We start from the raw sequence: 24,720 nt of genomic DNA, 5'->3' as shown, positions 1-24,720 counted from the left end.
GTGTAATCGACCACAATTTAATTAATTTAACAAAACAATTAAGAAATAAAAACGCTCCACCCAAATTAGAAAGTCATTCTAAATTAAACTTAACGCGGAAATTGAAATTTATACCCCATTTGGGAATCGTTTTTCTTGCACAATGTCGCTTGCCCTGATCGCCTGAAACGCTTTACTGTATTCAATAAGGATCCGTAACCCTTCATCTAGGCGGTTTTGAACAAATGCCTTTTCGGCTATATAATTGCCATTTTCGTCTATGACCGTATTTACTCGGTCGATAACCGCACTGACGGGAATGTAGTTTATAAAGCTATTTTTGTAGGTTGAACTGCGCATTTCAGGAATAGGGTAACGCCCACCAGTTCCCGATGAAACACAGACTAAAAACGCCGGCTTATGACGAAATACACCGGAGAATAGGAAAAACAAATTTTTCACTGCAGGAGGTACCATGCCGTGCCATTCTGGGATGACAAAAACAAAGGCATCGGCCTGTGCCAGTTCGTCTTGAAACGCGCTAAGCGATGCTAAATCGGTAGTTTCATCCCACATAGGTAGTTTATTGGCGGCAAGTGAAAATATCGTAGAGTCAACCGTAGAGTCGATGTTAGACATGAGTTGATTGATGTGCGTGGATACATTCAATGAAGCTGATTTGGCGCGCGAACTGCCAGAGATAATAGAGATTTTCAAAGGGCTTATTCCTGTAGATTTGATTCCTTACGATTGTAGCTAAGCATCACGTAGAAACAATCTATTACCCCAAAAAGACAAACACCCGAATGTTATCGGGTGTTTACACTTATGAAATTGCGAGCCCTGTTAAGCTTGCGTCGCTTCCGTTTGGTCTTTTACTAAACCCACGGAGAAAGCGCCAAGTATCATACAAACACCGGCTAGCATTATGATATTAATTGCCTGGTTCGCAAATATACTGCCAAGCACCCAACCTGACACGATACCAGAGACAATTTGCGGTGCCGCGATAGTAAAGTTAAATATGCCCATATAAACACCGGTTTTATCCGCTGGTAATGCCCCAGCCAATATCGCATAAGGCATCGCTAATATTGCAGACCAAGCAATACCAACACCAATCATCGACAGTACAATGCCAATTGCACCTTCAGCGACGGTCACTTGAGTAATTAACAAATCAACCGTAACTAATGTCGTATCTTGGAATAAAAACATGCTCAAATAACCTAAGCCACCAGCTAACAACGATAACGAGTACACAAGTTTTCGACCAAATTTATTTGCCAACTTAGTTAATACAATGGCAAACAATACTGAAAATATCGCTTGTGCTGCGTATAAAATACCAACCCAGTCACCCGCCGCCCCCTTGGCTTGCGAGATTGCGTCCGGAACGGCATGAGTGGCTAAATAAGCTGGGTCAAACCATTCAACACCTACACCCCATACATGTTGAGTTAAGGCCGCTGGAAGATATGTCCACATAATGAAAAGAGCAAACCATGAGAAAAATTGGACTAAAGCCAGTTGTTTCATAATTTCAGGTGATGCTTTTATTAACTGCCAAAGGCCAACAACTTTTTCAACCATTGATTTTTTAGCATCTTGTTCATTTTCAGCTTGGACTTTTTCAATGTCCATACCTTTGTATTTGTAATAATCTTCTGGCGCGTATTCTTTCGTTCTAAATACCGTCCACAAGACCGAACCTAACAAAATCGTGGCGCCAATATAAAATGCCCAAATAACGGAAGGCGCAACTTGCCCTGCTTCTGCGACATTATCTAAACCAACTACGTTTGTTAAAACAAAAGGCAAAATAGAACCAACAACAGCACCAATATTAATAAGAAGCGTTTGAACTGAATAACCTAAGTTGCGTTGTTCAGCAGGCACCATATCCGACACTAATGAGCGAAACGGTTGGAAAGTGACATTAAATGCGGCGTCTTTAATTGCAAAAATTAATAGACCAAAAATCATTGGCGGTAAAAATGCGACCACCATAGATGCATTAGGCAATAACGCCATGGCACCGGCTGCGACAATAGCACCACCTAAAATAAAGGGTAATCGACGGCCAAGGCCATTCCATGTTTTGTCTGATAGCGCGCCAACAATGGGTTGAACTAGCAGGCCCATAATAGGTGCTGCTAACCAAAATAGTGATAAAGATGACAAGTCCGCGCCTAGGTCAGTTAAGATCCGACTTACGTTACCGTTTTGTAACGCAAAACCTATCTGTACACCTAAAAAACCAAAACTCACATTCCAAATTTGCCAAAATGACAACTTAGGTTGATTCATAAATACGTCCCATTGATTGTGGTCAACACGCCACTCTTCTTATTATTCATAGACTACCCTGTAACGATTCTTTATAACAATCATCTACATACGTATTCAGGCAAGAAAGGAGACTAAAACCATCGCAACCCCAATAAGGACGGGATTAAAATGGTTTTAGCTATTAACAAATCACTTAAAGCTTAAACTCAGTGAGGCTAGATTTTTACAACGGGTTTGAATTTCATTTGCTTCGTATTCGACAAATTCAGCTTGCTCTAAATTGATACGTGATGCATCGCTAATATTGACGATATTTCGGCTGATCTCTTGAGAAACAGAACTTTGCTCTTCGGCTGCTGTGGATATTTGCATAGCCAAGTCTGCTATATCAGTGATCGCAGCATAAACGCTGTTCACGATATCTTGAGTTTCTTGAGTTTCGGCGACACAGGCGTCAGCCGAATCTTTACCTTGCTCCATAATTTTGGACCAAGACAATAACGTATTTTGAATTTCGTTAATCGATTTGTGAATTTGTTCAGTCGCACCATGGGTTCGGCTTGACAGCGCTCGAACTTCATCCGCTACAACGGAGAACCCTCTGCCATGCTCTCCGGCTCTAGCAGCTTCTATTGCCGCATTTAGTGCAAGTAAGTTAGTTTGATCCGCAATACCCTGAATTTCCTGCATTATTGAACCAATTTTTTCAGCTTCAGACGCCAATTCATTTGCCGAGTTGGCGCTTTTCTCAACTTCTTTTGCCAACGAGGAAACCTGTGTCATTGTATGAGTCATTGCCGCATTAGCACGTTCACAATCGGCGTGAGCTTCACTTACTTTAGTAGATGTACTCACCGTGTTTTGTGCCACTTCGTCTATCGTTGCAACCATTTCTTCCACTGCGGTAGCAACCTGATGCAATTCATGGGTTTCTTGTTCAACCCCAAGTTTTGCTTTATGTGCCGCACCATTTAACGTACTCGCACCAACGGCCATAATTTGTGAACTGTCGATAACACGCCCCAATATTGTTCGGGTTTTACCTTCAAATAACTTTAGATGAAAATCAGCAATACTATGAATCCCTGTTCCAGAATAAACCCACCGCGAAACACTGTCATTTTCTTGTTTCAATCGTTTGAAAAACGCAGGGGTTGTAAATAATTCAGGGTAATAAAAAATGAAAGGTAAAACAGGGGTAAGCAAAGCAATCCAGTTCAAGCTAAAACTTGCCGCGCCAGCTAACAAAGCCGATAGACCAAAGCCAATATGCCGTAGTTGAATATTCTGCAGCTTAGGTTCAATATTTTTATTTTGATTTATCGCCTGATAAATCTCGGTCGCTTTCTTTTTTCGTTGGGCACTTAAATGTCGACGAACCGACTGAAAACCTACTAATTCACCTTGTTCATAAATAGGAGTTACGTAGGCATCAACCCAATAATAGCGTCCATCTTTACATCTGTTTTTTACTGCACCTCGCCAGTTTTCGCCTTTTTTTAAATGCGACCATAAATCTTCAAAAGCCGCTTTTGGCATGTCTGGGTGTCGAACCAGATTGTGATTTTTGCCGATCATTTCTTCCCTGGTATAACCTGCTACCTGACAAAAGCTATCGTTAGCATAGGTTATAACTCCACGGGTGTCCGTGGTTGAGACAAGTTCTTCATTTACATCAAAATCAACTTCTTCTGCAATTATTGCCTGATCCCGCCTAGCCATTCACTTCTCCTTTTCCTGACTTAAATTACAATCCAACAAATTATAACGTGTCATACATCCTATATAGCAGACGTTTCAAATAAAATAGCAAGATAACGAAAAAATACTTGATCTACATCACTTTTAAACCGCGAGCTGGACAAAAAGCAACCAAACATGCGATCAAGTATTTGTGTTATAGACTTTAGATGTTGAAACCAAAAATTAAAATGCGATTGGCTGACACATCCCCTATAACGGCTACCTCACAGAGATCATTACATTATTTTGAGCCCATTTGGCAATTTTAACAGTTAACCTTGATTTGTCTTGATCCCAGTCATAATCAGCGAAATTAGCGAGAACACCATTTATTTCCACCTGTTTTGGCGTTGTTTGCCAATTATGAATCACCAGCGTAACTTCACGACTCATTGGCGCACCTTTATAGCCTAAACCGTCATTAGATTTTGCTAAAGTAAATGTAAGCGTAGACGCTGAAATTGGCGTTTTATCAAGGTTTTCAATTCTGGCTGAAAATTGCAATAACTCAAATTGCTTTGTCGCGATTGCGTTGGCTGATAAACCATCATCTTCATACATTTTTGCTTGTGATGTGGTAACGGAAGGATGGAAATAGTAATCGAGTTGTAACGCATCACTGCTGTAATCTTTTGTTGTCTGAATTAATTCAACACTAGGGATTATTGAACCTGCTCGAACCAATACAGGAATTGTTGATAACGCTGTTTGATAGTTAATGGTTTGTGCGCCCTTAAACGGCTTATCATTCCAAAAATCAAACCAAATGCCGGGTGGTAAAATGATAGGGATACGGGTCACCCCAGGATCCGTTATCGGTTTAACTAAAAAAGAGTCTCCCCAAAAATATTGGTCTTTTATCTTCAATAAATCAAAATTTTGCTCATCACCAAAAAACATCGGCCGCATCAGTGGCATGCCCGTTGTCGTATTTTCATAGGCCAATGTGTAATTGTAAGGCAATAATTTATATCGAAGATTAATCGATTCTCTAATTATATTAACGGTTTGTTCATCATGAAAAATAGGCTCAGGTGCAATATTGTCCTGAGCATGGGGCCGATATATTGGTTGAAATACACCGTATTGTAACCACCGAATATACATCTCTTTATCAAAAGTGTCGCCACCGGCAAAACCACCTAAATCTGAGTGAGTGTAGGCCATGCCCAACAAACTCATTTGTAATGTCAGCTCAATTTGCGGCTTTAAGCCATCCCATGACCGGCTTACGTCGCCAGTCCAGGGGATCATGCCAAACCGCTGTGAACCGGCAAAGCCTGAACGCATAATCATAAATGGGCGACCATTATCATCATATTCAGTAAGTGCTGTAGTCACTAAATCTGCCCATTGATGACCATAAACATTATGTATCTCGTTGGCAGTAACCTGCATATTCTGAGCGTTGGAGAGTGTATGTAACATGTCTTTAGGGTGCACTTCTGGTTCGCCTAAATCTCCCCATACACCAGTAACACCTTGGGCCGCTAAACGTTTATATACGTTTCCAAACCACACTTGTGCATCGGCTTTAAAGACATCTATGAGTCCAGTATTTCCGAAGAAAAAATCAAACGTCTTCGTCTGCTTTCCACCTAAATCTGTAGCTAATGCCCTATTTTCGTTTGCCTCAGTCCACTTTTTTGAACTTGTTAGAATAAATGGCTCGGTGATCAGAACAGTGTTGACACCATTTTGTTTTAATGTCGAAATCATCGATTCCGGGGCAGGAAAGGTTTTATCATCCCAATCCAAGTTCCCCATGTGACCTTTGATCTCCGCACCAAACCAATATAGATCTAAAATAATTGAATCAACTGGTACCCGCTTTTCTCGAAACAACGCTATCGTTTCCAATACTTCATTTTGGTTTCGATATCCAAATCGCGATGCGTGATTACCAAATGCCCAACGGGGCGGTAAAGGTTGCTTGCCCGTCACTCCAACATAATGCTGTAATAGATTTGGATAAGTAGTGCCCCCAATGACGACATACGCTTTGCGTCCGCCTGTTGCTTCAAACTGCAAAACATTGGATTGGGAATGACCTAAGTCCATCCAACCATTCGCGGTATTGTCAAATAACAAAGTGTACTTGCGCGACGACACCACGGCAGGAATAGAGAAGTTCATTTGTTTAGATTCAGTGCCATAGCCATAATGAGCTCGGTTGTACAGAGGTAAGCGATGTCCCCGGCGATTCATCCCAAGTACACGTTCACCGCCTCCCATAAGTAACTCCCCAGGTTGCAATCGAAACCGAAACCCGAGTTTACCAGGCTCATTAAAAAAGCCAGTTTCCTCTGCGAATAAAAAGTTATTTTTGTATTCAAATCTAATCCCAAATGGCACTTTTTGGACGACAGCTCGCATATGTGCAGTCGTGAATAACAATTGGCCGGGTTTTTCTACAACAGAAACATCAGAAGCTAAGTTTGGGTTTTGTTTAAGGGCATCATAATCGATAGCAAACGACGGAATTTGTTTTTCGTCGGCGTCATATAACACCTCTATTGCATCTTGAGTCAGCGCCGTCAACGTCACTTGACTGACCTTTGTTTTCAGCTCCAAAGATTGACCATGTAACCGCCAAGACACTAACTCGTTTCCGACCACCTCGGTAGAAAATATAACGATAAATAACCAAAATATGTTGGATCTCATTAGGTAAAACCTTTATTAACTTTGTTGATTTAAATACTATTTGCTACATTCCAATTTACGTTTAGACCTGTTTTTAATGTTTGCTTATTATTGACATTAGTCCGTGTAGATGAAAATTGTAAGTTGTGCCCGGTGATGACTTCACCGTAAAATCGGTATTAAACAGCATTCCTCACCCCCTTAAACCCTGTTCGTAACCAGGTCTAACGACTCGTCCTAAATCGATGAAAAACGGAGAATAAACAGGCATATAACAAACATTTCGCAATTATTTTTAGACATTGGTAAAACGAAAACAGTCGCAAACTAGTAGGCTATCGGGAATGGAGGGAAATGTATTTAAGCTACATACGTATTCAGATATTCATGGTTTTATCTAGAATTTAGAGCGTCGCGATTTACTCGTTGCTAAACAATAATCCATTCCGACTTTACATAGGTCACGCTTTGAGTTTTGTTCAAAATGTAGGAATTAATATTTGGCAAACATATTGGCATTGGAATAGCGATTTAATTACAGAGGCTGTTTAATTATCGCGGTTATAAATTTGATATTTCTACACAGCACACATTCTATAAAACTTGCGCTGTGTATAAGAGAATTCATTGCTCAATAGGCATGACATTATTCTTGTTGAACGATATCTTCGAACTTTAGCTCGGTAAGTTTAGTGATAATTTTAACAACATAAACCAACAAGCCGATTAACATGAGTAATGAAGGTATCGCAATCACGGGATAACTTAACATGGTCATTTTACCAAGCTCTTCGTTAAATGCCACGGTACCAGCTGGGCTAGTAACTATCATACGAGCCAATACGTAGTTGGCAGTTGCAGAGAAAACAAATGTGCCAGCTAGCCACAAATTTGCACGATTAATCTCAGCTTTAAAAACGTCTACCTTGTTATTTTTTGCCAACGTATCGTAAATTTTCTCTAAGTCAAAAATGGCAGGATTTAATATCAATTTTGCTATCAATGGCTTATGTCCAAAGCTCGACATTAAAACAACAAAACCAATAACCGCAGGAATAGCGGCTTCTTTTATGGCTAACCACTGCGGATCAAGTTCAAACAATCCAATGCCGCCGGTTAATAATGTGCTTAAAAAACCAAGCAGAGAAAAGAAATTTAAGCTGCGACTTTTTACAAAATCCCAAATGCCATAAAGCAATGGGAACGCCAAAGCAATTATTAACGCGTTTACAGTACCTAGATATTCGTCCGAGGATAGTTTCATTAAAATGAGCGAGGGAACAACAATATTAAATACAAGTTCCAATAATGTATTACTGGCTTGAGGCTTTTGTGGTTGGTTTTGAGTCATGCTCTTAATTACGAAAATAATAAGTGTGAGGCAGTGTAACAAGTCGAACTATTTACGCCAACATCAATATAAAAAAAGACAGTGAAAGGTTACCCAATCACTGTCAAAGGTTTGTAACAACACACAATTATCATATCAATCCCGCTATAAAGGTAACCGTATTTCCCATAGCAGTATTAATAAGATCCGTTAAGGTAGCCAGGCTTTTTTTCTTATTATTGTTTCAAGCCATAACAACCGCTTGTACCACTTTCCTAACAGTGCAAACAAAACTGTTGGGTGGAGCAATACTCTATTCATTTAATTACCCTGCAGTATTTTGAAATGTTCCTGCATCCAAAATTTGCTTTCTGGTTTTAAATTTACAAATAAAATTCCAATTCCAACTCGCATCGTATTTATGGCACAAGCCCCAGGTTAGCCCAGGTAATGTTTCAGTCTGTTCGCCACTACGGTACAACCCCAAAGCCTCTGGAGCCCCTTTAATATGGGCTTTAATGTCAAAATTAATACCGTCTTCGGCAAATTGAATCGTGTTTTTCTCTGGACCGTCAGTAGTTAATAAACTCGCAATACCGCCGTTTTGTTGCCAAACTACTACTTCATGACCGCTGTTGGATATTGGGTTGTATTCTGACTTAACATAAGGACCCAAAATGTTGTCTGCGATAGCAACACCATGCTTAATTTCGCGGCCACCAAAGTTCATTTCTTCGCCCATAGTTTCACCTTTGTAATAAAGATAAAACTTACCATTAAACGCCAATAAACATGGATCATGTACTTTGTGACTGTCAAAGCTACCTTTTGATTTAACTTCAAAACGGCTATCAACGTCACCTAGCCACTCTCCGTCTTGCGAGGGCGATAAAATAGGTGCATCTGATTTAGTCCAAGGGCCATAAGGAGAGTCGGCATATGCCATGGCAACTTGCTCTATTTGACGGTTGGTATAAGGAAATTGTACTGACTGATAAACCAAATAAAACTTGTCTTCAAAGTGCAATACTTCTGGCGTAAACACAGCTCTATCGTCATAACGACCTGGTTCGCCACGCGTAATAGCAACAGACTGCTCATGCCATTCAATTGTGTCAGTTGATGTTGCATGCCAAACTTCAGTTAAATCCCATGGGAACACTTTATCGTCTGGGTTGTCACTACCAAAACCGACAGTTTCACCGGTGCCTTTGGTATACCAGCAATGGTATTCATCACCCACTTTTATTACCGACGTTGGGTCACGACGAATAACGCCTTCTTCAAATGCAAAGTCACCTTTTAGCGGCTCAACATCAAATTCAGTCATCCAATCTGACGGCTTTTGGTCATAACCACGTTCTATTGCTCGTTTGCTTGCCAAGCTGAGTTTTTTAGCTTTGTCTGTCATAATTTTTCCAGTCTTAATTTATCGGACTAATTTACTGATGCAATCTTTCAAAAGTGCCGCAGATAGTATGGCCCCTTTGTGCTGCACAACAATTTTCGCCACATCAGCGGCGTTATGAATCGCGTCTTTAACATTTACTCCAGAGAGTCTAGAGGCCAAATAAACGCCCGCAAATGAGTCTCCGGCTGCTGTTGTATCAATTTGCTTTGGTGCAGGGGAAAATGGCACACATACCTCTTCACCTTCATAATAACCGTAGGTGCCCAACTTACCTGCTTTGACAATTACTTCATTGACTCCATTTGCAAAGCAAAAGTTGACGACCTCTTCTTTATTCCTATGTCGGAATAAAAGTTCATGTTCATCTAACCCAGGCAAGGCAATAGTGGCGACCTGATAGGCTTTGGTAAACCACTTAACCGCATCATCAACATGTTTAAACATGCTAGGGCGATAGTTGGGATCAAATGCGATCACTTTGCCTTCAGATTTCAATTTAGATAGCAGTGACAATAACTTAGCTTTATCAATTTCGTTCAAAATACCCAAGCTGATACCACTAAAAAAGATCAAATCAGCGTCTTTGCATAATTCATAAAGTGCTGTCTCTGAGCGTAATCGCATCATCTTTGTTGCGGCTGAATCTTTTCGCCAATAACTAAAACTGCGCTCGCCTTCAGCATCTACAGCAATCGAATAAATACCGATGGTATGGTCTGCACTGCGTTGCACCGTTTCAATATTAATGCCTTCGTTAACCCATCGACTTACCATAGCCGAACTGACATTGTCTTGACCGACCGCGGAAAAAAATTGAGCATCATGCTCAGGAAAACTGCGCTTGGCATAAACTAAGGCGTTATAAGTATCGCCAGCATAGGACCTTTGAAGCAAATCATCACTTTGCTCAACTAACTCCATCATGCATTCGCCGATGGCCATTAATGTACGGCTCATAATATATTTCTCATTTTCACCACAAGGGTTTATCTAAATTTCATTTCAGAAGTTATCACCCAAACTAAACCGTTACTTCTAGCGAGCTTCCAGTTAATCGTCTGCATCCACGGATAATCCTGTTTGCAAACACGTAGAGATCAGGCAAAGATGTTCACCCCATTAAATAGACCTAAATAGTCGTAACCGGAACAAAGGCTTAAGCCCACTTCAGGCCTCAGTTTTACATTTATTATCTGCAATACTGTTTCACACAATAATTTGATAGTAACGTAATAACACGCTTTTGTTAACAATTAAATATGCACAAAGTAGTGTTTGGGTAATATGCCCAGAGGTTAAACGTATTCATTTTTGATTAGAATAGTTGACTTTTGTTACTGTTAGCGATTACATGACTGCCGTATTTTGGTAAAACAGACTGTTTTATACGTACAGTTACATAAGATTACGTTTTAAACGTTGAACTTATGATTTAATACATAGTCTGTAAAACAATAAAATTACATTCATTTTGAATCGCTTCAAAAAGTCGCGCATTAAAATTGAAAAATTTTCCTTTGAATTAGTTGAGAACCCGTCATGTTTAACCTACGCAGTACCCTTCTACTTTGTATGTCGTTATCTTTATTTGCCTGTTCGTCAGATGACGATGACAATTCAGAACCAGATATTCTTTCGACCACCGATACCTCAGCCACACTCGATTTGTCTCGTGGCGGTTATGCTTGTTATGACGTAACGACGACTAAAGGTGATTTTACCGTAGCTTTGGATGAAACATATGCCCCATTGCACGCCGCAAATTTTAAACAATATGTAGACAGTCAGTTTTATAATGGCGTGATCTTCCATAATGTTTTGTCCAACTCATTGGTCCAAACCGGCATCATGGGTGAAGATTTAGTCGCAAAAACGACGTTAGATCCAGTTGTGTCTGAAGCAAGAAATGGTTTATTAAATTACCGCGGTCGTTTAGTGGCAACGCGTGGTTTTGACCAACCTGATTCAGCAACCTCCAGTTTTTTAATTAACATTTACAACAATCCTTCATTTGGCTATGGCCAAACCTCGGATGGTCATGGACTAACCGTATTCGGTGGCGTCGTCGCTGGAATGGACGTTGTTGATGCCATTTCAGATGTGCCTGTTACCGCAACAGACGATGTTGGATATAAACCTGATGAAAATGTTTTGATAAGTAATGTTGTAGCGACAGCCTGCCCTGCGGTTTCAGAACCAATTGAACCTAAAGTTATTATCTTACCTTACCCTGTTAATGACAGTGACGATACTGCTGCCATTGACTTAACTCGCGGCGATTATTCTTGTTTTAACATGGTAACAAGCCAAGGTAATATTGAATTGGCTATTGATACGTTATATGCACCGGCAACAAGTGAAAACTTTATTCAGTATGTAACAGACGGTTTTTATGATGGTCTAATTTTCCACCGAGTAATTCCTAACTTTATGATACAAGGTGGTGGATTAACACCAGAACTTGAAACCAAAACGACCCGAGCAGCTATTGCAACTGAATCAATGAACGGACTTAAAAACTATCGAGGCCGAATTGCTATGGCTCGTACTTCAGCGCCAAATTCAGCAACCAGTCAGTTTTTCATTAACGTAGTTGATAATGATTCGTTAAATCAAGAGTCTGCAAGCGATGGCGTTGGTTATACTGTATTCGGTGGTGTCATTGGTGGTATGGATGTTGTTGATACTATCGTTAATGTTGATACCTCAACTCAAAGCGGTCGTGCCGACGTGCCTGACGTTGCAATTACTATCGACTCAGTAACAGCAATGGACTGTCCTTTGCCTTAATCAAGCATAACTAATACATTAATAACTAGTACACTAAAAGCCAACAAATCTGTTGGCTTTTTTTATGTTATTTTTTCACAAACACAGCTTATAAATAGTAAAAAATACTTACTAAAACGTCTCAAAAAAACAATATTGGATGTGACGTCAACTATCTAAAGCCTATCTATAACGCCGAGTAATTTACAACAACCCTTTTAATTATTAGCAAGTTAAGGGAATTAAATTTGACACACGCTATAATGGACACAGAGCTGACTAAAAATAATTCAAAAAAACATTTTGTTAACAATTTTCAATCTACATTTTATCCTATATACTCATCCTAGCTCCAACATAACCATCAGGGGAACAAAATGAGAATAATAACACTGGCAGCCCTATCAACAGTGATGCTGCTCAGCGGATGCAGCAATAAACAAAACCAATCAACTAATACCGACTCGTCGTATTTAACCCAGCTTGTCGATATTCAGTCAGACAAGACACTTCCAAAAGAAGTGAAGCTCAATGCCGCTGATGCTTATGTATCAGATGACGGCGCTATCGTTGTTAACTTTCATTCTGGTAAGCATAGCTATTCATCTATTGTATTTGAATCTGAGCAGGGTTGGGACTGGAGCGATTTTAAAGACTTTAATCTTGCATTCGACATTGCCAATAGCGGTCAGCATTCAACCCAAATATATTTAGACATTACCGATGGCAACGGAGATAACTACACTCGAAGTGTCAGCATTCCCATTGGCCCTACAAAAACCTATTATGCCAAAATGGCTGGTCATGACCTGGCAACGCCAGATGGTGATGAAAAAGTAGAACTTAACTTTACCTCTGGTCTACGTTCTAACCCTGATACTTGGGCTTCAAATGAAACTCAATTCATTTCACTTTGGGGTAAAAAGAACTTAGATACATCGAAAATCAAACGAATTAGCCTAAGCGTACAAAGTGCCCTTTTTGATAAGACGATCACCATCAGTAATATCGGCCTAAGAACAAACCCTAAATTTGATGAGCAGTTCTTGACGGGTATAGTCGATCAATTTGGCCAAAACGCTAAAGTTGAATTTGCTGGAAAAATCCATGATATCGACGAATTAAAAGCCGCTCGTGATCAGGAAATGAGTGAATTAAGAAATAATTATGACCCAGCCACACGATCGAAATTTGGAGGCTGGAAAAACGGCCCTCGTCAAGCAGCCACAGGTTATTTTAGAACCCAAAAAATTGGCGACAAATGGTCTCTGGTTGACCCAGAAGGTTACCCATACTTTGCTACAGGTTTAGACATTATTCGCCTTTCCAATACGTCGACAATGACAGGATATGACTTCGACCAATCTAAAATCGTCCAAAGAAAAGCAGGTGATCTCACCCCTGAAGACTCACAAAAGTTAAACCGCGTTGGTGCTGAAGCTATTCCAACACGCAAAGTCGCGTCAGACGTACGTAAACAAATGTTTAATTGGTTACCAAGTTACGACGAACCTCTCGGCAAACATTACGGCTACCGCCGTTCAGCACACTCAGGTCCCCTTAAACATGGTGAAACTTTCAGTTTCTATTCGGCCAACTTAGAGCGGAAATATTCAGATATAAACCCTGACTTCATGCAAGTTTGGCAGGATGTGACTATTCGAAGAATGCAAACTTGGGGCTTTACGTCATTCGGCAACTGGACTGATCCAATGTTTTATCAGAACAATCGTGTTCCTTATTTTGCGAACGGTTGGATCATAGGTAACTACAAAACCGTATCTAGCGGCAACGACTTTTGGGCGCCACTGCCGGATGTATTCGATCCGTTGTTTGAAGAACGCGCCAATATCACCCTAGCAAAAGTGGCGGAAGAAGTACGCAACAACCCTTGGTGTGTTGGTGTGTTTATCGATAACGAAATGAGCTTAGGCCGTCCTGATAGTCTTGCATCACAGTATGGTATTGCTTTACATACGTTACAGCGCGACGGCAATGACGTGCCAACCAAAGCAGAATTCACTCGTTTAATGAAGCAAAAATACGGAACGATTGAAAAACTAAATACCAGCTGGGGAACAGACGTCGCAAGCTGGAAAAGCTTTAACAAAGGGATTAAAGGCGATATTACAATACCGAATCAAGTCGCTGACTTTTCAATTATGCTTCATGCATATGCAAATCAGTATTTCTCTGTTGTGAGTAAAGCCAAAGACAAACATATGCCAAATCACCTTTATATGGGTGCTCGCTTCCCTGATTGGGGTATGCCAAAAGAAGCTGTCATGGCGTCTGCAAAACATGTCGATGTTATAAGCTTTAACGTTTACAAAGAAGGTCTTACTAAGAGTAAATGGAAGTTCTTAGAAAAACTTGATATGCCTGCGATTGTTGGAGAGTGGCACAATGGCGCATCTGACTCGGGCTTGTTCCATCCCGGCCTCATTCACGCATCAAGTCAAGAAGACCGCGGCGTAATGTATAAAGACTATATGCACTCAGTTATCGACCATCCAAACTTTATTGGTGCTCACTGGTTCCAATATATGGACTCACCAATTACAGGTCGTGCTTATGATGGTGAAAACTACAATGTTGGTTTTATCAATGTTGCAGATACACCTTACAAACCGATTGTAAAAGCGGCGACAGAAATTAACGAAATAATGTACGAAAGGCGCTTCAACCAGTAATTATTGTTAACAATAACGTCCTAAATATCAGAAATGGCATTAATTATATAAAAAATACTTAATCTAATTATAATTAATGCCTTAATATAAGGCGATAAAAGTTAATATACGTCATTATTTTGTAAACAATAAAATAGCGACAATTGTTATTTGTGGATGAAAACTCTACAATGTCGGAACTATTTGAATTAAGGGGTTAATATGGCTGGAGTAAGAGCGCCAAAAATTTTATCTGTGAAAGATCAGATTGCTGAACAAATTCGTTCAGACATCATCGCAGGTGATTTGGCTCCCAATACTAAATTGAACGAAAAAGAATTGGCTGAACGTTTTGGATTATCACGCGGACCCATTCGTGACGTGATATTGCAGCTTACAAAAGAAGGCTTGCTCATATCTAAAAATAACTGCGGCGCTTCGGTCAATAGCATACTTGATCCAAAACTACAGAAGCTAATGATTAAATTGCGTCGAGAAATCGAAGTTTTTGCCATTGAGCAACTGAAAGATAAGTTAACTGCAAATGACGTTGCTGATCTAGAATCCATATTAGATGAATTGCAAGAAGCCTTTGAGCGCAATGATTATACTGAAGTCACAAAAATTGATATTTCATTCCACAACTACTTAATACATAAAGCCGGTGGCGACGAACTCGTTAACATCTGGTATCCATACGTAATGCGTATGCGCCTAAACTATAAACGTATTACCACCGGTGAAGAGTGCGTAAATGAGCACCGCGTTATCTTGGATGCGTTGAAAGACGGTGATATCAGCGCGGCAACAAAAGCGATTAAAGCTAATATAAAATAATTTTTAGCTAAAAAAACCTTATCTCATTAAGGTTTTTTTATACGCGGTTGCATTTTGTAAACAATCAACATTATACAAGTTGTTAAGTCTGCAAATTAGATCCTAGAGAAGTATAAATAAGGCAGTAAAATGAATAATTTAAATAAAGAAATATGGCATTGTCTTTTGCCATTAATCTTTACTTGCTCGATATTATCAGGTTGCGGTTCGAGTTCGGAATCGACACCAGACCCTGACCCGATAGCGCAAGTTGACACAACACCTGATGCATTTGTATTCCCAGCGGTTGTTGCCGCAGAACCGGCAACAACCGTATCAAGTAGTGTAGTAACGGTCACCGGATTAACAGCGTCGGCAGCTATTTCTATAACAGGCGGTGAATATGCTATCAGTGGTGGGGCATTAACTTCCACCGCGGGTGAAATTTCTAATGGTCAAACCGTCAACATTCAATTAACAAGCTCAGAGTTATTTGCAACAACGTCAAGCGCAACATTAACAATTGGCGGTGTCTCTGCAACCTTCCAAGTTACTACAAAAGCCGCACCAGCCAGTAATGTGCAAGTCGACATTAACTTTGATACAAAGCATGTTGTAGGTGGCATTGACACATTTGATCGTAAAAAATTCATTACTATTCATGCTGACGTTACTGAAAATGACTGGAATGGCGGCGATGTTCATAGCCGCAATGCACCGAACGCTGATGCTGATGTAATGACAAACTTTTTGGAAGGATATGACGTTTATTTAGGTCGTAATACCGGCGCGATTGGGTGGCAATTAAGCCGCCTAAAAGAAGATGCATCCCGTCCGGGTTTTGTTGACGAAGCGCAGGCAACCACATTTGGTAACGATGCAAAATGGAGTTATTCAAACTCATCAACACAAAAGTCCAAAAACATACGAGCTCATGAACACCGTGCAACAGATATGATAATTGGTGCGCAACAACATCCATACTGGCCAGAAGGAACATTGACTGGACAAGGTTGGGCATTTTCACAAACTGACTCTGCGGACGAACCCCTCGGCACGGCAACAGGTCATTATATGGGGCAGTTTCTAGCTAAGTATTTTGATCAAAATCCTAACGATGCGCGTTTCGGCCAAATTAAACCCAAATTTGTCGAGGTTATGAACGAACCTTTATATGACCTTACCACAGTGCGTTCAGGCTCAGATCTAGTACCACCAGCCGACATTTTTAAATTTCATAATACGGTTGCCAATGAAATTAGAAAAACCAACAGTGATGTTCTTATCGGTGGCTACACCGTCGCGTTCCCTGATTTTGATAAAGACAATTTTTCGCGCTGGGAACAAAGAGACAAGCAGTTTATCGATATTGCAGGCGACAATATGGATTTTTATTCCATCCATTTATATGACTTCCCAGCCCATCAAAATCGTGAAAAATATCGCAAAGGCAGCAACTTAGAAGCGACATTCGATTTGATGGAACAATATACTCAAATGACACTAGGCGAAGTAAAGCCATTTATCGTTTCAGAATATGGTGCGGCTATTCACAGCATGTTTAACCAAGGTTGGAGTCCTCACCGTAATACCTTGCAATTACGCGCTATCAATTCCATGTTAATGGCATTTTTGGAACGTCCAAACCTCATCCTTAAAACCATCCCATTTAATGTGGTAAAAGCGGAATGGGGACGAACAACAGTTCCATACGGTCCGCGATTAATGGTTCAAAAGTTTGAACGTGAAGGCGCAGGGGCCGGTGACGAATGGGTATATTCCGATCTTGTTATGTTTTATCAACTTTGGTCAGATGTTAAAGGGACTCGGATAGACACTCACTCAAGCGACCCAGACGTTCTAGTCGATAGTTATGTTGATGACAATACCAGTTATGTGATCTTAAATAGTCTTGAGTTTGACGATGTTGAAATTGATCTAAACACATTTGGTTTAGCGTCAAACAATGTTACAGCTGTTGAAATTAAACATTTAAAAACAACCGATGCTGCCGATGTAGCCTCTGTTTTAGAAACCACTACATTAAATGAACTTCCGCAAAGTGTGGTTCTTGGCAGCGAAGCGACCATGATAATAAAGACAACATGGTCAGACGTTATCGCTCAAACAGAATGTAATAATGAAGCCAAATATTACGGTGATAAGGTCACCGTTGAAATCGAGAAAAATACGCCTATCACGTCAACCATTAACGATGTCGTTTTAGGTGAACAAGGCGAAGCGATATTACGAATTGGGCTTGCTCGAGATCACGGCAAGTCGTTATCACCTGTGGTAACCATTAATGGCACTACTGTTACGGTACCAAACGACTTTAGAGGATACGACCAAAAAAATGGGCGTAACCTAAGTGGTCGAGATAACTTTTACGGTGTAATTGAAATACCCGTACCATATAGTTTACTCTCAGAAAACAATGAGATAAGTGTCAATTTTACCGATGATGGTGGCAGAATGGCTTCCACAACGTTGATGGTATTTACGACCACTAAGGCACTGCCACGCAGTAATTAACTTTTTAATACAAACAAAACTCGTTCACTACCTCGCAGTGTGGACGAGCCCTTGTCTTCTAAGCCACCTGACGAACCCTCTCCCACCATTTCTAAAATAAAGCACCAACATATTAAATAATCTTACGGAGCCGGTAAGAGGTGTTACACTTCGCTTAATAGCCCAACTTCATGGCCTACTATGAAAGATTGTAACCAGTGTGGTAAATGTTGTATCAAATACGGTGATGGTGCGTTATCGGCCACTCAGGACGAAATCGATTTGTGGGAGATATTTAATCCCGAAATTTTTGAATTTGTGAAAAACGACGATATTTGGTTCGATCCCATTTCAGGCCAAAAACTCACCCGATGCCCATTCCTTGAAGTCGAAAGTAATGCCGACTTAAAAGCGCAACCGCCAACTCAAACAAAGTATACCTGCAGTATTTATCAGAATAGACCGGAAGATTGTCGCCATTATCCTAGTCTAATTGCTGAAATGATCAGAGATGAATGCGAGATGATTGAAATAACAGACTTGGACAAACCTATACGGGCCCAACAAAAACTCGATATTTTAATGCAAGATAGTCGTCCACCCTCTGGGACACAACGCTAGCCTAAAATTAACGCCCATCTAAAAATATACAGCCCGTAGGTAAAGATACCCCTGCGTGTTTTAGACATATGAATACAGAATTAAATTAAAGACACCATCTTTTGAATGTCGTGTGAAGTTCGTTTGATCCTTTGTTTGAACTAAAGGTCAGTATAACAAAATTAATGAACGCTGATTAAAAAGTGCCTATCTGACTTGTTTGTTTTGAAAACTGCAGTTTTTAAAATAACAATTTAAGACAATAAAAAAGGAGGCTATTAGGCCTCCTTATATTCATTGCGTCATCATTATTTTATATTTGACGCCTATGCTCTGCTTATGTACTACGACTAAAGAGGAACAACTTTATTAGCACAAGGGCCTTTTTGACCTTGGCCAACTTCAAATTCAACCGCTTGTCCGTCATTTAGTGTTGCGTAACCGCCACCACTTTGGATTTCTGAATGATGAACAAAAAGATCTTTACTACCGTCTTCTGGTGTAATAAATCCGAAACCTTTATCTGCATTGAACCACTTAACTGTACCTTTACTCATATTCTTCTCTTTAGTTTGATTGTCTTAATTTTCGCAATGTTTTGCGATTACATTATAACTGCCAAACGCCAAAGACACGAATAATAAAACCTATGTATTTAACGTCTGGTTGTTGAACGACTGATTTTTTTGTCATAATTTTCATAAGTCACTGAAAAATATAAATAAAAAATAAACCGGAATTAAAATAAAATATAGCAACATTAGAGCTCTTTATCAACAACTTTGCACTAATTGTTCGAATTACAAACAATCTTGGCAATTTATCTTCGACTTATTTTTCGCATCCAAGGCTGTTTGCACCATTAATTTGGGTAACCCAAGTAAATGCGTTGTCTAATAGTTGGCTGTAAATCTTGTCATCATAGACTCGATCGTGATGGCCAAGTGCCGAATAAACCGCCCTGCCCTTACCTATACACTTGCTCCAAATAATAGGATGCTGTTCTGGTTTACTCCCCATCCGCAGGTCACCTTTGGCTGGAAATTCATCAATATTGAGAACCGCAACATACGTCGACTCATCTACGCCCGCAAGTGGCGTCAAACCATAACTTTGTGGAACACCGTCGAATGAATACCATTCATCAAAAGCCATCCATGAGGCCGGAATACCTTTCATTACTGGGTGTTCGGCTGCCAAATTAACGACTTTAGCTTCCTGTAAATGAGGGTTGTTTGGGTGACCAATAAATTTAGGGCCAATTAACGTCGATTGATACCACTGCCAATCTTTCTGGGAGTGGTCACCCGAACCATGCAAACCAATCCATGCGCCCCCATTAGTTAACCAACGTTCAAATGATTGCTCTTGTTCTTTTGACAAAACATCGCCTGTCGCATTGTTAAAAACAACAACGTCGAACTTTTTTAAGTCTAGGTCGTTAAATATAGCGCCATTTGTCGTTGTGAAAATACCGTAGTTAAACTTTTGAGCAAGCCTGACAAAATGCAGATCCGCAGCAGCGATACCCTCGTTATGACGCCACTCATTGGTTTTAGAAAAAACCAAAACAGTAGGACTTTTGGTCCATTTACTTACTTTAGGTGGCGTATTGTCGTGAAGATGGTTTTCAACCACTTTGGTCTTCGTTGTCTCTAATTGAGTCGTTTTTTCTGAGCAGGCAACTACGCCAAAAACAACCGTAACTAAAGCGAGTAAACTTAATAAATTACCCTTTAATAAACGAGTTACTAACGGCTTAACCAATAAACGCATATTTTTCATTATCTACCCTGTCAAAATCTGTGTTGATTTAATAATAAAGACAGTCAACGCGCAAACAATAAACATTTCAATAGGTAGGTCTAAAAACAACATAGAGATAATAAAATTCGCAATTAAAATAAACGCACAGAGCATTTGTGGTTAAATTTCGTTTGCATCTCTATGCTTGCGAGTTACCGACGGTAATTCATCGAAGAGCAATTTATATTGTTTACTGAAATAGCTATGATCGCTAAAGCCTGAATTAAACCCAACGTCGGCGATAGGCGTTACAGTTTCTATTAACTGTTTGCGGGCATATTCGAGTCGGATCTGGGTGATAAATTGTTTTGGGGTTTTCTGTAAAAACTTTTTAAAACGACGTTCCAACGCACTAATAGATATATGTGCAGTATCTGCTAACTCTTGTATACAAATGTCCCGCGCGAAATTTTCTTTAATAAATTCTAAAGGCTTACGTATTGAGTGTAACTCAGGATAGGGCTCAACCTTATCGTGCAATATTCGAGTAATACCATATGAACCAATGATAACGTGTTGCTTATTATACAAAGGACGCTTGGAGGTGGAATACCAAGCAATATTGCCTCTTACATCCATATTCAGTTCTAACCTATTTGTCACCACGTCACCAAGAACAATTTTTTTATCATCAGTGACAAATTGTTTCGCCAGATGCCTAGGCGCAAAATCATAGTCTGTCTTATCTATTATTTGAGCGAGTGACTTTGCTCCCACATGTTCGATAAAACGCAAATTACCGTATTTAACTTGGCCTTCAAAATTCTTTACCCAAAACAAGGTATTTGGCAATAAGTCAAACATCTCAAGCAACTGAGTTATATTTGCTTCCTGTAGAAATGGGTCATTATTAAGTCGTTCAATCGTTGACATAATTTAAAGTTCTTTTTTATTATTTTAGTTTATGCGCACTTATGCTGGCTACCTTAGAGCAGTCTTCAGCAAATTACCATTAACCCATTAGTTGTTTTGTGATTGCTGCGGCTGTCGCCATTAGTTTTGCTTTTAAACTTTGAAAATCTGCAGCATGACAATCTAAAGGCTCGAGTGAAGAAACTGCTAACGACGCAATTATTTTCCCTTCAGCTTCGCCGATTAGAGTGGCCAATTCAAATACTCCCGGAGTAATCGTACTATTACCAACAAAATGCTTTTGCTTGCTGTAAGTCGCTAATTTAGTTTCAAATTCTGCCTTTTCATTAGACGAAGAATTAACAAAGTCATTGTCTCTTTGTAAAATCATGGCCTTCACTTGTTCATTGCTATTCGCCAATAATACCTGTCCTGAAATGCTTTTAACCGGATGAAACAAAGCACCCTCGCTAATATTCAACGAGACAGGCGAATGACTCCGAGCATGGACGAGAACCATAACCTGACTTTGATATAGGACACTTAAATGGCAGGACATTCCAATATCAACGGCTAGGTCTTCCATATGAGGCAGAGCAACCTGGCGTATTTCGTCTATTGGTGAAATGGATCGCGACAAATTGTAAAGTTTTAGCGACACGGAATACTTACCAGATGACTCATCACGCGTTAAATATCCACGATGTTCTAAGCCAATTAAAACTCGATAGATTTCGTTGGCACTTCGCCCCAGCTGATGGGCAATCTCAGTTTGTGACTTGGGCGTAATTTGCGAGGCCAAAAATTCAAGCACATCAAGCGCCTTATCTAATGCAGGCACTGCATATTTGTTTTCATTTTTTTCTATCACGGAATTACCTTGTCTACTCTTCAATGCATAAACTTAAGCTGATGAAATTTATATTAAAAGCCAATATAAAATTTAACCCTTTAATTTGATGCCCAGTATTTTCTCACAACATAAAGTCGCACCATACCATTAAATCTTAATGCCCAACATGGATATTCATATAAAAATAACAACTTTGTATATAAATAACACTTGCACTTATCGAAAACCCAAGGCAGTATTGTTAACAATTAAACTTTACTAGGATCATATTATGTCATTAACATCTGCACAGTTGATTTTAACCGACCAACAAGTCACCGATTTTCACCGTGATGGCTATGTCATCGCTCGTGGTTTTTACAATAAAGAAGAAATTGCCCGTTTGCAGGACACCGCATTTAATGACAAAAATTTATATGCCAACGCCTGGGACAAAAAAGACGCCTCGGGCACAGTAAGTAAAGTGAGTTTATGGCAAGAACTTGGCGATGATTTTTACAGCATGTTTTCAAGAGGCCGCCGCTTGGTCGACTCTGTGGAGAAAATATTAGGCGAACCTGTATTTCACACTACTTCAAAAATCATGATGAAAGAACCCTATGTCGGAGGCGCGTGGGAGTGGCACCAAGACTATGGTTACTGGGCTAATGACAATTATCATTTATACCCGCGCCTTGTCAGTTGCATGATTGCAATAAACAAAGCGACAGTGGAAAACGGTTGTTTAGAAGTACTTAAAGGCTCGCATCATATTGGCCGAATCAATCATCTAAAAACAGGTGACCAAAAAGGCGCTGATATGGTATTTGTTGATGAAGCATTAAAACATCACGAGCTAATTAAAGTGGAGCTAGAGCCTGGAGACACGCTGTTTTTTCACTGCAATTTATTGCATAAGTCTAATCAAAATCGCTCGGCCGATCCGCGCTGGACACTGATACCTGCGTATTGTGCAAATAGTGCAAAACCGTTTAAAGAGAATTCTTTGGTTTATCGTCCACTAGAAAAAGTCGAAGACGACGCTATTTTAAACTGGCAATCATAAGTCATTAATCAGTGATAAACAGATACCTATTGATCTATCTTTAACATTAAGGAAAACATTGTAGGTCTGTATTCAACATTGGCGTTGTTGAGCTGTTACCCCAGCAACGCCATTTCAAACTAAATTCCAAAATCATTAATTCCAAAGTTTTCGTTGCTAATTACAGGCCATATTCAGCTGTGATCTGATCGTAAATTTTAAATCGTTCGGGTTTGGCCGTGTACACATTGCCGTTAATTGTAAACATCGACTCGCCCCATTCCCCCGACAAAGCTGGTTCCCAAAAAAACGTCCCCGCCCCCTTTGAGTTTGGCAGTTGGTACATAATGTCGTTTAACAATTTTATCTCAGGGTTGTATTCAACAATTGAAAATTGCAGATCAGGTAATGCTGTTGCAAACTTATCAAATGTCGACTTCCATTTAACCGAAGGTCCTTGCCATTTTTCATAAGCGGATAGACCAAGCACATCAAATCGTACATCGCGAGAAGTGGCGTTTTGTACCCAACTCAACACCCCTTCAGGGTCACCGGTGTTTTCTACATGCAACATAACCTCAATGTTAGGGTCAACATCGTCAACGGCCTTAATCCCTGCTTTTAACAAGCTAGCTAAATTATCCCAATTCGCTGTGCTGCCATTTACATTTGGACTAATAATTGAGTTGTTGCCATAACAGTCGGTCTTCTCTGTCGGAATATGGACCATCATTCCGTGGGTAATTTCGTTGCCAACCTGAACCATATCTGGTGTAGCGCCAAGTTGTTTTAAGGCGTTTAAAACATCAAAAGTGTACTCTTCAACTACCGCAGACAGCTCGTTTATCGTCGTTAGATGTCGCCACTCCTGCGGAATAACTTGTTTGTTGGGATCTGCCCAAGTATCGCTGTAATGGAAATCGAGAAGTAATTTCATCCCTGATGTTTTTACGCGTTGTGCTAACGCGACAATATGGTTTTTATCGTTGTATGCTTTTGATTTTCCACTGCACCACTGTCCATCGTCTGACGCATACCCGTAATCTGTTGTTGGGTTAACAAAGGTGCGCAAGCGGATATAATTAAAGCCATGTGACTTCAGTAAATCCAACAAGCTTTTTTCGATGCCGTCAGTGTCGATAAAAGTAACTCCGTTGTCCTCAAGTTCCTTTAAACTTGAAATATCGGCCCCGAGTATATAGTTGTCCGTCGTTCGTGGCGCAACCGCCGAATCTTTATTTCCAGTAGGGGATGGCTCTAACGTCTGATGGTTTTGAGAATTTTCACACCCAAAACTCAACGCCATTATAAAAAACATAAGGCTGCCCTTAAGCAACCGTAATTGAAATCGTTCACGTGTGTTAATCACAATATTCACCTAATTTAACTGAATTCCAACATCGGGATAACTCA

Annotated in this window: 18 protein-coding genes; 6 read left to right on the top strand and 12 right to left on the bottom strand. The window is 40.0% G+C overall.

Features of this window, described 5'->3' with window-relative positions; all coding sequences use genetic code 11:
• Positions 1-108: 108 nt before the first annotated feature.
• The 7 genes from Q4575_RS08540 to Q4575_RS08510 all read right to left on the bottom strand — a co-directional run bounded on the left by Q4575_RS08540 (position 109) and on the right by Q4575_RS08510 (position 10,358).
• The gene (locus Q4575_RS08540; protein ID WP_215965483.1) at positions 109-696 is read right to left on the bottom strand and encodes an NADPH-dependent FMN reductase; all 588 of its coding nucleotides are present in this window, start codon (positions 694-696) and stop codon (positions 109-111) included.
• Positions 697-825: 129 nt separating this feature from the next.
• Positions 826-2,289, bottom strand: a complete 1,464-nt coding sequence (locus Q4575_RS08535) for an MFS transporter (RefSeq protein ID WP_215965482.1) — start codon at positions 2,287-2,289, stop codon at positions 826-828.
• Positions 2,290-2,460: 171 nt separating this feature from the next.
• Positions 2,461-3,993, bottom strand: coding sequence for a PAS domain-containing methyl-accepting chemotaxis protein (locus tag Q4575_RS08530; RefSeq protein ID WP_215965481.1), 1,533 nt, complete (start codon positions 3,991-3,993; stop codon positions 2,461-2,463).
• 240 nt (positions 3,994-4,233) lie between these two features.
• Positions 4,234-6,681: a TIM-barrel domain-containing protein gene (locus tag Q4575_RS08525; protein WP_303522351.1), complete on the bottom strand. Its 2,448-nt coding sequence runs from the start codon at positions 6,679-6,681 to the stop codon at positions 4,234-4,236.
• 625 nt (positions 6,682-7,306) lie between these two features.
• Positions 7,307-8,011: a VC0807 family protein gene (locus Q4575_RS08520; protein WP_215965479.1), complete on the bottom strand. Its 705-nt coding sequence runs from the start codon at positions 8,009-8,011 to the stop codon at positions 7,307-7,309.
• 304 nt (positions 8,012-8,315) lie between these two features.
• Entirely contained in the window at positions 8,316-9,401 is a 1,086-nt protein-coding gene (locus tag Q4575_RS08515) for a glycosyl hydrolase (protein ID WP_215965478.1), read from the bottom strand.
• A gap of 18 nt (positions 9,402-9,419) precedes the next feature.
• On the bottom strand, positions 9,420-10,358 hold the full coding sequence (locus Q4575_RS08510; protein ID WP_303522347.1) for a sugar kinase: 939 nt from the start codon (positions 10,356-10,358) through the stop codon (positions 9,420-9,422).
• A 582-nt stretch (positions 10,359-10,940) separates the two neighbouring features.
• Here Q4575_RS08510 and Q4575_RS08505 point away from each other — a divergent pair.
• The 5 genes from Q4575_RS08505 (at position 10,941) to Q4575_RS08485 (ending at position 18,793) form a co-directional block, all read left to right on the top strand.
• A complete protein-coding gene (locus Q4575_RS08505; protein WP_215965476.1) occupies positions 10,941-12,191 on the top strand; it encodes a peptidylprolyl isomerase in 1,251 nt (416 codons plus the stop codon).
• A 356-nt stretch (positions 12,192-12,547) separates the two neighbouring features.
• The gene (locus Q4575_RS08500) at positions 12,548-14,863 is read left to right on the top strand and encodes a beta-galactosidase (protein ID WP_303522345.1); all 2,316 of its coding nucleotides are present in this window, start codon (positions 12,548-12,550) and stop codon (positions 14,861-14,863) included.
• Between the two features lie 201 nt (positions 14,864-15,064).
• Positions 15,065-15,679 (top strand): GntR family transcriptional regulator, encoded by a 615-nt coding sequence (locus Q4575_RS08495; protein WP_215965474.1) that lies wholly within the window; start codon positions 15,065-15,067, stop codon positions 15,677-15,679.
• 129 nt (positions 15,680-15,808) lie between these two features.
• A complete protein-coding gene (locus Q4575_RS08490; RefSeq protein WP_303522343.1) occupies positions 15,809-18,193 on the top strand; it encodes a hypothetical protein in 2,385 nt (794 codons plus the stop codon).
• A 180-nt stretch (positions 18,194-18,373) separates the two neighbouring features.
• A complete protein-coding gene (locus Q4575_RS08485) occupies positions 18,374-18,793 on the top strand; it encodes a YkgJ family cysteine cluster protein (RefSeq protein WP_303522341.1) in 420 nt (139 codons plus the stop codon).
• A gap of 329 nt (positions 18,794-19,122) precedes the next feature.
• On the opposite strand, the gene Q4575_RS08480 is transcribed toward Q4575_RS08485, so the two are convergent.
• The 4 genes from Q4575_RS08480 to Q4575_RS08465 all read right to left on the bottom strand — a co-directional run bounded on the left by Q4575_RS08480 (position 19,123) and on the right by Q4575_RS08465 (position 22,301).
• The gene (locus Q4575_RS08480) at positions 19,123-19,329 is read right to left on the bottom strand and encodes a cold-shock protein (RefSeq protein WP_215965471.1); all 207 of its coding nucleotides are present in this window, start codon (positions 19,327-19,329) and stop codon (positions 19,123-19,125) included.
• 274 nt (positions 19,330-19,603) lie between these two features.
• Positions 19,604-20,557: a ThuA domain-containing protein gene (locus Q4575_RS08475; protein WP_215965470.1), complete on the bottom strand. Its 954-nt coding sequence runs from the start codon at positions 20,555-20,557 to the stop codon at positions 19,604-19,606.
• A gap of 141 nt (positions 20,558-20,698) precedes the next feature.
• Positions 20,699-21,451, bottom strand: a complete 753-nt coding sequence (locus Q4575_RS08470) for a helix-turn-helix domain-containing protein (protein WP_215965469.1) — start codon at positions 21,449-21,451, stop codon at positions 20,699-20,701.
• 79 nt (positions 21,452-21,530) lie between these two features.
• Positions 21,531-22,301, bottom strand: coding sequence for an IclR family transcriptional regulator (locus Q4575_RS08465; RefSeq protein ID WP_303522338.1), 771 nt, complete (start codon positions 22,299-22,301; stop codon positions 21,531-21,533).
• A gap of 253 nt (positions 22,302-22,554) precedes the next feature.
• On the opposite strand from Q4575_RS08465, the gene Q4575_RS08460 reads away from it, so the two are divergent.
• Positions 22,555-23,328 (top strand): phytanoyl-CoA dioxygenase family protein, encoded by a 774-nt coding sequence (locus Q4575_RS08460; protein WP_303522336.1) that lies wholly within the window; start codon positions 22,555-22,557, stop codon positions 23,326-23,328.
• Positions 23,329-23,488: 160 nt separating this feature from the next.
• On the opposite strand, the gene Q4575_RS08455 is transcribed toward Q4575_RS08460, so the two are convergent.
• Positions 23,489-24,676 carry a glycosyl hydrolase 53 family protein gene (locus Q4575_RS08455; protein WP_303522334.1) on the bottom strand — a complete coding sequence of 396 codons (1,188 nt, stop codon included), beginning with the start codon at positions 24,674-24,676 and terminating at the stop codon, positions 23,489-23,491.
• Positions 24,677-24,720 lie beyond the last annotated feature (44 nt).

The sequence above is a fragment of the Psychrosphaera sp. 1_MG-2023 genome, from assembly GCF_030548245.1.
Taxonomy (GTDB): Bacteria; Pseudomonadota; Gammaproteobacteria; order Enterobacterales; family Alteromonadaceae; genus Psychrosphaera; species Psychrosphaera algicola.
The sequence above is the reverse complement of the archived record's forward strand: the minus strand, read 5'-3'. Positions and strand labels throughout refer to the sequence as shown.

Excerpts from the sequence above, each read along its gene's own strand:
- Q4575_RS08485 (WP_303522341.1), top strand. The coding sequence starts at position 18,374 with ATGAAAGATTGTAACCAGTGTGGTAAATGTTGTATCAAATACGGTGAT.
- Q4575_RS08505 (WP_215965476.1), top strand. The coding sequence starts at position 10,941 with ATGTTTAACCTACGCAGTACCCTTCTACTTTGTATGTCGTTATCTTTA.
- Q4575_RS08520 (WP_215965479.1), bottom strand. The coding sequence starts at position 8,011 with ATGACTCAAAACCAACCACAAAAGCCTCAAGCCAGTAATACATTATTG.
- Q4575_RS08480 (WP_215965471.1), bottom strand. The coding sequence starts at position 19,329 with ATGAGTAAAGGTACAGTTAAGTGGTTCAATGCAGATAAAGGTTTCGGA.
- Q4575_RS08500 (WP_303522345.1), top strand. The coding sequence starts at position 12,548 with ATGAGAATAATAACACTGGCAGCCCTATCAACAGTGATGCTGCTCAGC.
- Q4575_RS08535 (WP_215965482.1), bottom strand. The coding sequence starts at position 2,289 with ATGAATCAACCTAAGTTGTCATTTTGGCAAATTTGGAATGTGAGTTTT.
- Q4575_RS08460 (WP_303522336.1), top strand. The coding sequence starts at position 22,555 with ATGTCATTAACATCTGCACAGTTGATTTTAACCGACCAACAAGTCACC.
- Q4575_RS08530 (WP_215965481.1), bottom strand. The coding sequence starts at position 3,993 with ATGGCTAGGCGGGATCAGGCAATAATTGCAGAAGAAGTTGATTTTGAT.
- Q4575_RS08510 (WP_303522347.1), bottom strand. The coding sequence starts at position 10,358 with ATGAGCCGTACATTAATGGCCATCGGCGAATGCATGATGGAGTTAGTT.
- Q4575_RS08515 (WP_215965478.1), bottom strand. The coding sequence starts at position 9,401 with ATGACAGACAAAGCTAAAAAACTCAGCTTGGCAAGCAAACGAGCAATA.
- Q4575_RS08470 (WP_215965469.1), bottom strand. The coding sequence starts at position 21,451 with ATGTCAACGATTGAACGACTTAATAATGACCCATTTCTACAGGAAGCA.
- Q4575_RS08525 (WP_303522351.1), bottom strand. The coding sequence starts at position 6,681 with ATGAGATCCAACATATTTTGGTTATTTATCGTTATATTTTCTACCGAG.
- Q4575_RS08495 (WP_215965474.1), top strand. The coding sequence starts at position 15,065 with ATGGCTGGAGTAAGAGCGCCAAAAATTTTATCTGTGAAAGATCAGATT.
- Q4575_RS08475 (WP_215965470.1), bottom strand. The coding sequence starts at position 20,557 with ATGAAAAATATGCGTTTATTGGTTAAGCCGTTAGTAACTCGTTTATTA.
- Q4575_RS08490 (WP_303522343.1), top strand. The coding sequence starts at position 15,809 with ATGAATAATTTAAATAAAGAAATATGGCATTGTCTTTTGCCATTAATC.